This is a genomic window from Streptomyces sp. NPDC053076 (genome assembly GCF_044546845.1).
In the GTDB taxonomy this organism is placed as follows: domain Bacteria; phylum Actinomycetota; class Actinomycetes; order Streptomycetales; family Streptomycetaceae; genus Streptomyces.
This window is the reverse complement of sequence record NZ_JBITZL010000006.1, coordinates 313,957-327,243: the sequence shown is the minus strand read 5'-3', so window position 1 is coordinate 327,243 and position 13,287 is coordinate 313,957. Positions and strand designations below refer to the sequence as shown.

General features: G+C 74.4%; 9 protein-coding genes. 4 read left to right on the top strand and 5 right to left on the bottom strand.

Annotated elements, in window-relative coordinates; all coding sequences use genetic code 11:
- Positions 1-115 precede the first annotated feature (115 nt).
- From ACIGYR_RS25455 to ACIGYR_RS25440, 4 genes are all read right to left on the bottom strand, one after another.
- The gene (locus ACIGYR_RS25455; RefSeq protein ID WP_391839937.1) at positions 116-943 is read right to left on the bottom strand and encodes a hypothetical protein; all 828 of its coding nucleotides are present in this window, start codon (positions 941-943) and stop codon (positions 116-118) included.
- Positions 944-1,068: 125 nt separating this feature from the next.
- Positions 1,069-2,274: a VWA domain-containing protein gene (locus ACIGYR_RS25450; protein WP_399597057.1), complete on the bottom strand. Its 1,206-nt coding sequence runs from the start codon at positions 2,272-2,274 to the stop codon at positions 1,069-1,071.
- A gap of 50 nt (positions 2,275-2,324) precedes the next feature.
- On the bottom strand, positions 2,325-5,360 hold the full coding sequence (locus tag ACIGYR_RS25445) for a DUF5682 family protein (RefSeq protein WP_399597055.1): 3,036 nt from the start codon (positions 5,358-5,360) through the stop codon (positions 2,325-2,327).
- Complete coding sequence (locus tag ACIGYR_RS25440; RefSeq protein ID WP_391839935.1) at positions 5,357-6,487, bottom strand: AAA family ATPase; 1,131 nt, start codon at positions 6,485-6,487, stop codon at positions 5,357-5,359. Before ACIGYR_RS25440 ends, ACIGYR_RS25445 begins: the two co-directional genes overlap by 4 nt.
- A gap of 132 nt (positions 6,488-6,619) precedes the next feature.
- Here ACIGYR_RS25440 and ACIGYR_RS25435 point away from each other — a divergent pair, with 132 nt between their 5' ends.
- Together ACIGYR_RS25435 and ACIGYR_RS25430 are read left to right on the top strand one after the other, a co-directional pair.
- Positions 6,620-7,975 carry an SWIM zinc finger domain-containing protein gene (locus ACIGYR_RS25435; RefSeq protein WP_391839933.1) on the top strand — a complete coding sequence of 452 codons (1,356 nt, stop codon included), beginning with the start codon at positions 6,620-6,622 and terminating at the stop codon, positions 7,973-7,975.
- 49 nt (positions 7,976-8,024) lie between these two features.
- Positions 8,025-9,935 carry a DUF5691 domain-containing protein gene (locus tag ACIGYR_RS25430; RefSeq protein ID WP_399597051.1) on the top strand — a complete coding sequence of 637 codons (1,911 nt, stop codon included), beginning with the start codon at positions 8,025-8,027 and terminating at the stop codon, positions 9,933-9,935.
- Here ACIGYR_RS25430 and ACIGYR_RS25425 read toward each other — a convergent pair.
- Positions 9,911-10,333: a cobalamin B12-binding domain-containing protein gene (locus tag ACIGYR_RS25425; protein WP_184964892.1), complete on the bottom strand. Its 423-nt coding sequence runs from the start codon at positions 10,331-10,333 to the stop codon at positions 9,911-9,913. The genes ACIGYR_RS25430 and ACIGYR_RS25425 overlap by 25 nt on opposite strands.
- 223 nt (positions 10,334-10,556) lie before the next feature.
- Here ACIGYR_RS25425 and ACIGYR_RS25420 point away from each other — a divergent pair, with 223 nt between their 5' ends.
- The gene (locus ACIGYR_RS25420; protein WP_399597049.1) at positions 10,557-11,411 is read left to right on the top strand and encodes an esterase/lipase family protein; all 855 of its coding nucleotides are present in this window, start codon (positions 10,557-10,559) and stop codon (positions 11,409-11,411) included.
- A gap of 275 nt (positions 11,412-11,686) precedes the next feature.
- Entirely contained in the window at positions 11,687-13,255 is a 1,569-nt protein-coding gene (locus ACIGYR_RS25415) for a peptidoglycan DD-metalloendopeptidase family protein (RefSeq protein ID WP_399597046.1), read from the top strand.
- Positions 13,256-13,287 lie beyond the last annotated feature (32 nt).

Here is a 13,287-nt window from a genome sequence, read left to right as displayed (position 1 = left end):
CGGCTAGGGGGGTTCCGTCCGGGAAGCGCCGGGGAGGCCGGCGGGTCCGGCGGAGCGGGCAGACCTGTTCCGCCCCCGCGCGACAGGTCTGTGGCGGGGAGGTCGGCCCTGTGGCCTAGCCGGGGAAGAGGGGGATGTCCCGGTGCCGTTCCCGGGTACGTGGTGCGTCGACGCGCGCTGCGGTGCCGGGCAGGAGGCGCACGGGCGCCCGGCCGCCGGGCGTGACGGCATGCGCGTCACCGTGACGGGAGGCGGTGCCGTCGGCCGCCTGCTTGCCGAGGACGCCGTCCGGGTCTCCGGTGGGCGCGGGGTGCTGCTCGGGGGCGCCGCCGCGTGCGGTGGTGTGGTGGGTGGCCGGGTGCGCCGGGGCCTGAGGCGTGGCTGACTCGAGGTCCGGTCCGTACGCGGTCGCCGACGGCCGTGCGGGTAGAGCGGTACGCGTCTCGGCGCGGGCCTGATCGTCCTTGCCCGCCGCCGGTGACGTGCTGTCCTGCCGGTGCGGCCGGGATTCCGGCGTGGACGGTGCGGGCGGTGCGGGCGAGGCAGGCACCGGCAGCCGCTCGGAGACTCCGGGGAGTTCCGGCAGCGGCACGGAGGGAGGGGAGGGTGGGGAGGGCACGGCAGGAGCGGAGGGCACGGCGGGCAGCGTCGGCACCTTGGTCCGCGTTTCCGCGACGGTGCTGGATGCTGTCCGCGCGACGTCCCGTACGGGGATGACGATCCGTTCCGTGACCGTCCGCACGGTTCGTACCGCGTCCTCGTGCCCGGCCACGGAGTTCACCGGACTCACCGGCGTCCCCTCGGCCGCGTGAGCCTGTGCCCCGCACAGGAACCCGGCCACGAACAATCCGCCGACCAGCAGAGCGAGTTGCAGCGCACGCCGCCCGGCCGCCGTACGCAGCAGGCGCACAGCGGTACCGAACAGAGCGGCGGGCAAGGTCAAGAGACGGAGCTTCCTCGGGTCGGCACGGGCGGCGTCGATCCTCGCACGGTCGGCCCGAGGTTGCGCAAGCCCCCTGTTACCGATGGGTAGTCATGTCCGTGTTCCTGCCTCTTTCCTGCCCGGCGTCACGTGGTGTCCGGTATCGGCAACGGCCGCTTCTCCAGTGCCGCCGCCATCACCTCCGGGAAAAGGTCGGGCGTGCAGGCGAAGGCCGGTGCGCCGAGCGCGGCGAGCGCCGCCGCGTGCTCCCGGTCGTACGCGGGCGCCCCCTCGTCCGACAGGGCGAGCAGCGTCACGAACTGCACCCCGGACGCCTTCATCGCGGCGACCCGCTTGAGCATCTCGTCGCGGATACCGCCCTCGTAGAGGTCGCTGATCAGTACGACGACGGTCTCGGCCGGCCGCGTGATCCGCCCCTGGCAGTAGGCGAGCGCCCGGTTGATGTCCGTACCGCCGCCGAGCTGGGTGCCGAAGAGCACGTCGACCGGGTCGTCCAGCTGGTCGGTGAGGTCGACGACCGCCGTGTCGAAGACGACCAGCCGGGTGCTGATCGACCGCATGGAGGCGAGGACCGCCCCGAACACCGACGCGTACACCACGGACGCCGCCATCGACCCGGACTGGTCGATGCAGAGCACGACCTCCTTCTTCACCGACCGCGCGGCCCGGCCGTAGCCGATGAGCCGTTCCGGTACGACCGTGCGGTGCTCGGGCAGGTAGTGCTTGAGGTTGGCCGCGATGGTGCGGTTCCAGTCGATGTCGTGGTGGCGGGGGCGCTGGACTCGCGCGCTGCGGTCCAGGGCGCCGGTGAGGGTGGCCCGGGTGCGGGTGGCGAGCCGCTTCTCCACGTCCTCGACCACCTTGCGGACGACCGCGCGTGCCGTCTCCTTCGTCGTGTCCGGCATCGCCTTGTTGAGCGAGAGCAGCGTGCCGACCAGGTGCACGTCGGCCTCGACCGCCTCCAGCATCTCCGGCTCCAGCAGCAGGGAGGCGAGCCCGAGCCGGTCGATGGCGTCGCGCTGCATGACCTGGACGACGGAGGACGGGAAATACTTGCGGGTGTCCCCGAGCCAGCGCGCGACGGACGGCGCCGAGGCACCGAGCCCCGCCGACCGGTCCCGGCCCGACTGCGCCGCGTCGCTTCTGCCGTAGAGCGCGGCGAGTGTGCCGTCCATGGCCGCGTCCCGGCCGGACAGCGTGCATCCGGTGCCGTCGGCCGGGTCTCCGCCGAGCACCAGCCGCCAACGCCGCAGCCGCTCCCGCACCGGGTCGGGCCCGTGCCCGCGTTCCGGTACCGGTTCCGGTACCGGACCTGGCGCTGGCGCTGGCATCGGCATCGAGTCACGCCCCTGTGCCGATGCCGGCTCGGCCGTCGTACGCGTCATGTGCCCACCCCCGCGAAGCTGTCGTGGTCTGCGCTGTCGTGGACCGCGCCCCCGTGGACCGCGCCGCCCTGGACCGCGGTGCCGTGGACCGCGCCCCCGTGGACCGCGGTGCCGTGGACCGCGCTGCCGTGTTTCTTGCCGTGCGTGCCGCCGTGTGGCGGCGTACCGCCGTGTGGCGTGACGTGTCTCGTGTCGTGGTCTCCGTCCAGGCCTAGCAGCAGCCGCAGCAGCGGCAGCACGGCGTCGGCGCGCCCGGTGTCCGGTTCGGTGGCGAAGCCGGGGATCGCGGCTCCACGGGCGGCGGCCTGGCCGGTCCGGTCGCCGGGACCGCGCCGGACCAGTTCGCCGAGCGTTCTGCGCACCCCCGGCTCGTACGCCGCGAAGGTGCGCCGCAGCAGCGGCAGGACATCCGTGAACGCCTCCGCCGGCACCCCGGTCAGCCAGGTGTCGAGCAGACCGAGCAGACGCTCGTCGTGCACCAGGAGCAGTCCGCCACCGCCACCGGCGAAGCCCTCGGTCCAGGCGGCGGCAGCGGCGGGCGGTGTGCCCGGCGACAGCGCGAGCCCCATCAGCCGGGCCGCCTCCTCGGGCCGCAGCGCACCGTCGTCCAGCAGCAGCCGCACGGCCCGCCCCCGGATGACACCGGGCGCGGTGTCCCGTAGCGACAGCACCCGCAACACGGCCCGCCAACGCTCCCGCAGTCCGCCACCCGCGCCGAACTCGCGGTGCCCCGCATGGTCGCCATGGCCCTCATCGCCACGGCGCCCCTCATCACCATGGCGCCCCTCATCACCACGGCGCCCCTCATCACCATGGCGCCGCTCGTCGCCACGGCGCCCCTCATCGCCACGGTGACCCGCATGGCCACGGTGACCCTCATCGCCCTGGCGCCCCTCATCACCCTGGCACCCCTCATCGCCACGGCGCCCCTCGTCGCCGCGGTGACCCTCGCCGCGGTGTCCGGCTCGGTCTCGGTGTTCGCCGCCCTCCGGCGCGCCGGTGCCGTCTTCGGTGCCCTCCGCGGACGCACCGGCCAGGCTCTCCGTCAGCAGGCCCACCGCCGTGTGTACGGCGTCCACATGGCCGCGCATCTCCTCCGCCGCGTCCGCGTCGAGCGCGGCACAGGCCGGAGGCAGGCCGACGAAGACCCGCTCGGCGAGGCCCGCGGCGACCTCGGCCAGCGCGCCGGTGTCGGTGCCGCGCACATCGCCGTAGCGCAGCGAGCGGACCAGGGCGGGCAGCGCCTGCGCGAGGTGACCGACGTCGGTGTCGAGGGCCGCCCGGTCGGCGAGCACCCGCATGACCACGGGCAGCGCCTCCGGCAGGCCGGCCAGCAGACAGTGCTCGGCGAGCGCGGTCACGTCGGCGAGGGCGCGCGCGGCCGTCGCGTCCGCCTCGGCCTTGGCCAGGGCCGCCGCGTGCACGGTCGTCCCCCACACCCCCGCTTCGGCGACCCGCACCGACAACTCGGGCTCCCAGCGCAGCCGCCAGGTCTCCCGGAAGGTACCCGTGCTCCCCCGGGACCGGGTCGGCTCGCCCCAGCCGACGCCGAGCAGCCGCAGCCGGTGCAGCAGCCTGCTGCGCCCGCCGTCGGTGTCACCGCGCAGGTCCAGCTCCAGCTCGCGCTCCCCCGCCTCGGGCCTGAGCCGCAGCGAGCGCTGCTGCCGGGCCAGGTCGCGCTGCAACGGCACCGCCGGCGCGGACTCCGGGACCTCGCCCAGGGCGTCCCCGACCACCAGCCGGTCGTGCACCAGCGCCAGCGGCACGTCCGAGCCGTCGCACAGCACCGCGCGCACCGCGTCGGTGGTCTCGCCCAGGCCGGGCAGCGGACGGCCCCGCAGCGCCGCCAGGGTCTCCGCGAGCCGTACGGCTTCGATGACGTGCGCGGAGGAGACGATCCGGTCCTCCTCGCGCAGCAGCCGGGCCACCTTGGTCAGCCAACGCTCGACCGGCCGGTCGGGGGCGTGGAACAGGTGCCCGTACCAGCCGGGCGACTCGATGCCCGCGCCGTATCCGCCGGCCCGGGCCAGCCTGCGGTGTGTCCAAGGCACCCACGTCAGGTCCGTCCTGGTCCTGGGCAGCCCCCTGAGCAGTGCCCGGTCGGCGGTGACGGTGGTCTTCTCGCGCAGCGCGGGCACGTGCCAGGCACCGCACACCACGGCCACGGCACTCCCGAACTCCTTGCGGGCCTCCCGCAGCCGCAGCCGCATGTACGCCTCGCGGACGAGGTCCCGCCGGCGCCCGCCTGCGCCGTACCGCTCACGCAGCACGCCCATGGCCTCCGCCACCGCGTCGAACGGCGCGAAGGGGTCGCGCGGGCCCGGCCCCCGGTGTTCGACGACGTCCTCCCACCAGCGCTCGGGATCGTCGTACCCGGCCGCCTCGGCGAGCACGGCGAGGGGGTCGACACGGACCTGGTCGCCGTCGGAGACGGGCGCGGGCTCACGGGCGTCCGTCTCACCGGCCCCGGGCCCACGACTGTCCGCCCCGTCACCGGCCTCGCGGGCGCCGCCCCCTTCGCCCGCCCCGTACCCACGGACGTCCGCCCCGTCGTCCTCCCCATCGCCCGCCCCGGACCCACGGACGTCCCCCCCGTCACCGGCCCCGGCCTCGCGGGCGTCGCCCCCGTCGCCGTCACCGGGGCCGTCCCCCGGCCCGGACTCGCGAGGTTCCTCGTCCTGCCACGCGAGCGTGTGCGTGGCCGGCAGGTCGATGAAGCGGGCCGGGACACCTTGTTCCAGAGCCCATCGGACGGCCACCCACTCGGGGCTGAACTCCGCGAACGGCCAGAACGCCGAGCGGCCGGGCTCGTCCACGGCGTGCGCGAGCAGGGCGACCGGGGGCCGCAGACCGGGGTCGGCGGCCAGCGGGATCAGCGCATCGGCCTCGGGCGGCCCCTCGATCAGTACGGCGGCGGGGCGTGCGGCGTCCAGCGCGGCCCGCACCGCGCGCGCGGAACCGGGCCCGTGGTGCCGTACGCCGAGCAGCAGCGGCCCGGCGTCGTACGCCGTGCTCCCGCCGGTGCCGGTCATGCGCTCACCTCGCGGCAGGCGCGGTAGAAGTCGGTCCAGCCCTCGCGCTCGCGGACGACCGTCTCCAGGTACTCCTGCCAGATGACCCGGTCGGCCGCCGGGTCGCGGACGACGGCACCGAGGATGCCGGCGGCGACGTCCGCCGGGCGCAGCACGCCGTCGCCGAAGTGCGTGGAAAGCGCTAGGCCGCCCGTGACGACGGAGATCGCCTCCGCCGTGGACAGCGTGCCGCTGGGCGACTTCAGCTTCGTACGGCCGTCGGCGGTGATGCCGTCGCGCAGCTCGCGGAAGATGGTGACGACCCGGCGGATCTCCTCGATGCCGTCGGGTGCGGCCGGCAGGTCCAGGGAGCGGCCGAGCTGCTCGACCCGGCGGGTGACGATGTCGACCTCGTCGTCGGCGCTCTCCGGCAGCGGCAGCACCACGGTGTTGAAACGGCGGCGCAGAGCGCTGGAGAGGTCGTTGACACCGCGGTCGCGGTCGTTGGCGGTGGCGATGAGGTTGAAGCCGCGGACCGCCTGGACCTCCTCGCCCAGCTCGGGGACGGGAAGGGTCTTCTCGGACAGGATCGTGATCAGCGTGTCCTGCACGTCGGCCGGAATACGGGTCAGCTCCTCCACGCGGGCCGTCATGCCCTCGGCCATGGCCCGCATGACGGGGCTGGGCACGAGGGCGTCGCGGCTCGGGCCGTGGGCGAGGAGCTGCGCGTAGTTCCAGCCGTAGCGGATCGCCTCCTCCGGCGTGCCGGCCGTGCCCTGCACCAGCAGCGTCGAATCACCGCTGACGGCGGCGGCCAGGTGCTCCGACACCCAGGTCTTGGCGGTGCCGGGCACGCCGAGCAGGAGCAGGGCGCGGTCGGTGGCGAGCGTGGTGACGGCGACCTCGACGATGCGGCGCGGCCCCACGTATTTGGGTGTGATCAGCGTGCCGTCCGGCAGGCTGCCGCCGAGCAGGTACGTCGCCACCGCCCACGGCGACAGCTTCCAGCGGGCCGGGCGCGGGCGGTCGTCCTGCGCCGCGAGCGCGGCGAGTTCGGCCGCGAAGGCGTGCTCGGCATGCGGTCGCAGCGCCTGTGCGTTCTCTGCGCGGTCGGTCTCGGCGGTCGTCGGTCGCACGGACACAGTCATGGCTGAGGCCCCCTCCAGCTCGGCCGGTTCGGATCTGGCATCCACCGTGCACCACGCCACTGACAATCGCTCTGACCTGTGCGAATACGCCCGCCGGGCCGATTGTCAGTGGCGGGACCTACCGTCGGTGGCATGACTGAGCAGGGGGTGCGCTGGACCGCGGACCAGGTGCTGGCACTGGCGCCTGACGCCGCGTCACGCAAGGCGGGGAGCAGACTCGGCGCGGCCGGACCGTGGTCCGGGACGGGGAGCGGAGAGCGGGCGGTGTGGGGGCTGTGCAAGGGCAGCGGCAGCAGGCCGTACCAGACGGTGGTGGACCTGGCCGACGCGACCGGGCCGGCGTACAAGTGCAGTTGCCCGAGCCGTAAGTTCCCGTGCAAGCACGCGCTCGGCCTGCTCCTGCTGTGGACGGGCGACGACGGCGCGGTGCCGGCCGGTGAGCAGCCGCCGGACTGGGCCGGGCAGTGGCTCGCGGGCCGGCGTGGACGCGCCGAGACCAGGGGGACGCGGGCCGAGGGGGGTTCGAGCGCGGGCTCCGCCGATCCGGAGGCGGCCCGGCGGCGGGCCGAGCGCCGGGCCGAGCGGGTCACGGCGGGCGCGACCGAACTGGAGCAACGTCTGGCGGACCTGCTGCGCGGCGGCCTGGCCACGGCCGAGCAGGCGGGGTACGGGCTGTGGGAGGAGACGGCGGCCCGCATGGTCGACGCCCAGGCACCCGGTCTGGCCGCGCGGGTGCGGGAGCTGGGCGCGATCCCGGCATCCGGCCCGGGCTGGCCGGCGCGGCTGCTGGAGGAGTGCGCGCTGCTGCATCTGCTCGACCAGGGCTGGCTGCGCCGCGACCGGCTGCCGGACGCGCCGGCGGCCACCGTCCGCTCCCGGCTCGGCCTGCCCGCCACACCGGACGGCCCGCCGGTGCGCGACCGCTGGCTGGTCCTCGCCCAGTACGACGCCGCGGACCCGAAACTGACGACGCGCCGGATATGGCTGCACGGTGCCGAGTCCGGCCTGACCCGGCTGCTGCTGTCCTACGGTGCCGCGGGCCGGGCGCCGGAGCTGTCCCTGCCGGTCGGCCTGGCCCTGGAGGCCGAGCTGTCGGTGTATCCGGGCGCCGGCCAGTCCCGGGCCGCCCTGGGCGAGCGGTTCGCCGGGCCGGTCCCGGCCGCGTTCCGCCCACCGGGCGTGACCACCGCCGAGGCGACGGCCCGGTACGGCGAGGCGCTGCGCGACGACCCCTGGCTGGAATCGGTCCCGGTGACGCTGGACCGGGTCACACCGGTCCCGGACGGCGACCGGTGGCAGCTGGCCGACGCCGACACGGACTCGGCCCTGCCGCTGACCCGGGCCGCCCGCTCCCGGCCCGGCCTGTGGCGGCTGGTCGCGCTGTCCGGCGGTGCCCCCGTCACGGTCTTCGGCGAGTGCGGCCACCGCGGCTTCACCCCGCTCACGGCCTGGCCGGAGGGCGCGGGCGAGGCGGTACCGCTGTGCTGACCGGCCGTAGGGACACACACGCCCAGGCAGGCGAAGGGAAGAAAACACGATGAACGGGGCACCGACCAGCGGAACCACCACGGCAACGGGCGGCCGCGTTCCGACGACCGGCGCGAACACCACAGCCACGGACGAGACCACCACGACGACCCACGGCCACCCCCAGACAACCGGCGAACACCCCCCGACCACCAGCGGGCACCCCCCAACGACCAGCGACAACACCACAGCCACAGACGAGACCACCACGACGACCGACCGCCGCCCCCAGACAGCCGGCGGACACCCCCCGGCGACCGGTGGCCACGCCGCGGTGCCGGAGAGCGCCTGGGAGGAGCTGGTCACCGCCGCGCTCCTCGGGACCGACCGGCGTGCCCCGGCCCACACCACGCCCGGCCGCACGGCCCCGGTCGCGCTGCTCGACGCGGCGGCCGTGGCGACCGTGCGGCGCCGGGCCGGGCTGCGGCCCGCGCGGGCGGCCCAGCGGCCCGAGCGAGCGCCCGCCGATCCGCGCCCGACGCTGCCCGCACCGGCCGCACGCCGGCTCACCACCTTGCTGGCCGACCGGGCCGGCGGCGCGGGCGGCGGCCGGCGGGGCAGCTCCCCGGACCTCATGGAGCTGCTCCCGCAGTGGCTCGCGGCGGCCAACGCGCACGGGTACGCGGCACCCCCGCAGGCCCTGCCCGCCCTGCTGGACGCGGCCCGGGGCCGTACGGACCTGCGCCCGGCGGCGCTGGCGTTCGCGGGCCCGCGCGCGCTGTGGCTGGCCCGGCTGAACCCGGACTGGCGGTTCGCCCTGCGCGCGGCCCCCGGCGGCAGCGCGACGCTGCCCGAGCCGGACGACGCCGAGGCGGTGCGCCGGCTGTGGCGGGAGGGGCTGTTCGCCGAGCGGGCGGCGCTGCTGGGCGCGCTGCGCGCCCGTACGCCCGCGCTGGGGCGCGAACTGCTGGCGTCGACGTGGGCGAAGGAGCGTGCTGAGGACCGTCTGATGTTCCTCGACTCGCTCCGCACGGGTCTGTCGGACGCGGACGAGCCCTTCCTGGAGCAGGCGTTGGGCGACCGCAGCCGCAATGTCCGGGCGACGGCGGCGGAACTGCTGTCCGCGCTGCCTAACTCTGCGCTCGCCGAGCGCATGGCCGTACGCGCCACGGCGTGTGTGGCCCTGGACCGTACGGTGAACGTGCCGGCGATCGTGGTGGAGGCGCCGCTGGAATGCGATCCCGGCATGGAGCGGGACGGCGTCGTGGCCACACCGCCGACGGGCCGGGGAGAACGGTCGTGGTGGCTGGGGCAGTTGGTGGGGTCCGCCCCGCTCGGCACCTGGCCGGAGCGGCTCGGCGGCCGGACGCCGGAGGAGATCGTGACACTGCCGGTGGCGGACGACTGGCAGGGCGAGCTGCACGCGGCCTGGTGCCGGGCGGCGGTACGGCAGCGGGACGCCGCGTGGTCGCGGGCGCTGCTCGGCTCGCCGTCGGCACCGGAGGCGGGCGGCCCGGGCGCGGTGTCCCTGGCGGAACGGGCGAAGCTGCTGGCCGCGTTGGAGCCGGCCGAACGGGGCGCGTGGGTGGCGGGGTTCATCGCCACGCACGGCCTGTCGGAGGCGTTCCAGCTGCTCGGGGTGTGCGCGGTGCCGTGGGCTCCGCCGCTCGGCCAGGCGGTGGTGGACGCCCTCAACATCGCCCGTGACGCGGGAAGTTATCCGTGGAGTTTCAGCGGGGTCATGGGACTGGCGGAGCGCTGCCTGGACCCGGCGGAGACCGTGCGCCTGGAGGCGCTGCTGGCGATACCCGACGAGCGGGAGGACGCCGCACCGGGCGCCGGCGGGTACTGGGCGGAGGCGTTCCAGCGGCTGGTCACCACGCTGCGGCTCCGGGCGGCGATGACGCGGGAACTCGCACCGCCCACACCACCCGACGAGTCACCCCAGGTGGCCGCTCAGCCCCCGGACGCGGCCGGCTGACGGACGTTCTCCCGGACCCACTCCACGATCGACGTGGTCGTCGCCCCCGGGGTGAAGATCTCCGCGACGCCCTTCTCCTTCAGCGGCGGGATGTCCTCCTCCGGGATGATGCCGCCGCCGAAGACGAGGATGTCCTCGGCCTCCCGCTCCTTGAGCAGGTCGATGACCGCGGCGAACAGCGTGTTGTGGGCGCCGGAGAGGATGGACAGGCCGATGGCGTCGGCGTCCTCCTGGATGGCGGTGTCGACGACCTGTTCCGGCGTCTGGTGGAGACCGGTGTAGATGACCTCCATACCGGCGTCGCGCAGGGCGCGCGCGATGACCTTGGCCCCACGATCGTGGCCGTCGAGCCCCGGCTTGGCGACCACCACACGGATCGGACCGGCTGCCACACCCATCACTGCCTCCATCAAGCGACCACGGAAGCGATCGCTTCCGTCCGTATCGACAAGTACCGCACTTTTGGCGCGTTCCGCCACCGTCGCGAAGTGAACGAACGTTATCTCCAGCATCCCGCACCCGGCAGTTTTACGGAGGGCGGCGAGGGGGAAATCACATGGTGGGACATGAGGGCACACGGGGTACCGAGCCGTCCCCCGGAGTGCCGACAGGAGGTCGGCCATGAAGGTCACCGGGGTGTTGCCGCCGCTCTTTCTCCCGCTCTGCCGCCGCCTGTGGCCCGGCAGACTGGCCGGACTCTCCATGACGCTGCTCCGGGCCACGGCCCTGGAGGCCGCGATCCTGGCAGGTCACCTCCTGCTGTATCCGACCGGCCTGATCCAGGAACGCCGCTCCGCCGCCCTGCCCGCCACCGACGGCGCGGCCCGGCTGCCGGTGCGCCGCGGACCACCGGTCGTGCTGCTGCACGGCTTCATCGACAACCGCTCGGTGTTCGTCCTGCTCCGCCGTGCCCTCGCGCAGCACGGCAGGCAGCGCGTCGAGTCACTCAACTACTCTCCGTTGACCTGTGACATACGCATCGCCGCCGAGTTGCTCGGCCGGCACATCGACGAGATCTGCGAGCGGACCGGCAGCGCACAGGTCGACATCGTGGGGCACAGCCTCGGCGGCCTGATCGCGCGCTACTACGTCCAGTGCCTCGGCGGTGACCTGCGGGTACGCACGCTGGTCACGCTCGGCACCCCGCACTCCGGGACCCGGGTGGCGCCACTGGCGGACGCGCATCCGATCGTGCGGCAGATGCGGCCCGGCTCGGCGGTGATCAAGGAGCTGGCCGGGCCCGCGCCCGGCTGCCGGACCCGCTTCGTGAGCTTCTGGAGCGACCTCGACTCCCTGATGGACCCGCTGGAGTCGGCCTGCGTGGAGCATCCCGACCTCGACGCGCGGAACGTCCGGGTGACCGGCATCGGCCATCTCGCCCTGCCCGTCCACCCCGCCGTGGCCACCGGGATACGCGAGGCCCTCGACGCCCCGCACCCCGGGGAACGGGCCACCGACGGCCTGACAGTGGCCTGAGACCGGCCGAGACCGGCCGAGACCGAGGAGGGAGGGACCGCGGGACGGCAACTCCGAGGGAGCGCACAGCCCGCGCACAGCCGACAGATCGCCACTCGGCATCGAACATTCTTCGAACACAAGGCCAAGGTCGCGTCCGAGGACCCCCGAAACACAGCCGAATGCCCGTTTCCGGCCCGCGCGAAACAGGCCGAAGATTGTCGCGCCCAGGTACCGCCGGGTACAGTCGCCGCACTGCTCTGGCAGCCCCTGTTGTCGAGGCGAAAGAGAAGTTGGTGAACGACCGTCACCCGTCGGGGAGTACGACTACCCCGGCCCCGGCTTCCGACGCCTCCACCGCGCACTACGCGACGTACGGGGCACAGGAAGCCCACTACGACGACCTCACCACGTACGGCGGTTATGAAGCCACCGGTTTTACCGGCGGTTCAGGCAGCACCACGGCCTTCCACGCCGACCCGCTCTTCGGCAGTCTCCCGGGCAGCGGACAGTCCACCGGCGCGTACGACACCTCCCAGTGGCAGACCGCCACCGGCCAGACCCCGGCCTACGACCCTTACGCGGCCCAGCATGTCGCCGCCTACGACTCCGGTGTCTACGACAGCACCGCCTGGAGCCTCCCCGCGCAGGCCACCGGGAACGACGTCAGCGGCCAGTGGGACACGGGCGCCTGGCTGCAACCCGGACAGGCCGGCACCGCCGACCCCACCCAGCAGTGGGAGTGGGGCACCCAGACCTTCGACACGGGCGCGTACGACGCCACGCAGTGGAACTTCGCCGGACAGAACGGGCCGGCAGACCCCGGGCAGGGTGGTGAACCGTTCGATCAGCAGGCCACCGCGACATTCGAAGCGGTCGGAGACCCGCAGGACACCGCGACGTTCGCGGCCGTCGGCGACCCGCACCCCCCGTTCGAGCAGGCCGGTGACCCGCAGGCGACCGCTGCCTTCGAGCAGGTGTCGTACGAGGACACCTGCTTCGACGACCGACCCGTCGGCGAGGGCGAACCGGACGCCACCGGCGAACTGCCCACCGTGACCGACCTGCTGGACGACCAGGAAGAGATCACCCCCGTGCCGGCGCCCCGCGCGGGCTCGCGCGGCGGGTCACGCTCCCGGCGCCGTACGCCCGCCAAGCGCTCCGCGCTGTTGACCGTCGCCGTGCCCTCGGCCTGTGTGATGGGGGTCGCCGGAATCGCCGCCGCCTCGGTCGGCGCGCTCACCGACGACTCCGCGGACGCCACCGCCACCGCCTCGGACGCACACGCGGTCAAGCCGTCGGTCGCCAACAGCAAGCTGGACACCCAGCTCAACACCCTCTCCGCCGGCGCCACCGACTTCGCCGACCGGGCGAGCCGCACCCAGGAGCGGATCGACCTCAAGGCGCAGCAGGAGCTGGAGAAGAAGAAGGCCGCCGCGGAGGCCGCGCTCAAGGAGCGACTGCGTCCCAAGTTCGCGCTGCCGGTCACCCAGCACGGGCTCAGCGCCTACTTCGGCCAGGCGGGAATCAACTGGATGTCGGTGCACACCGGCATCGACTTCCCGGTCTCCTACGGCACCACGGTGATGGCCGCCACCGACGGCACCGTCACCACGCAGTGGAACAGCGCCTACGGCAACATGCTGATCCTGACGTCGAAGGACGGCACGGAGACCTGGTACTGCCATCTGTCCAGCTACCGCGTCGCCTCCGGTACGACCGTCAAGGCCGGCGAGCCGATCGCCTACTCCGGCAACTCCGGCAACTCCACCGGCCCGCACCTGCATTTCGAGGTACGGCCGGCGGGCGGGGCGGCGATAGACCCGCTGCCGTGGCTGCGCAGCCACGGACTGGATCCCAGCTAGTCCCCCGGGGCCCCGCTCGTCAGCGGGGCCCT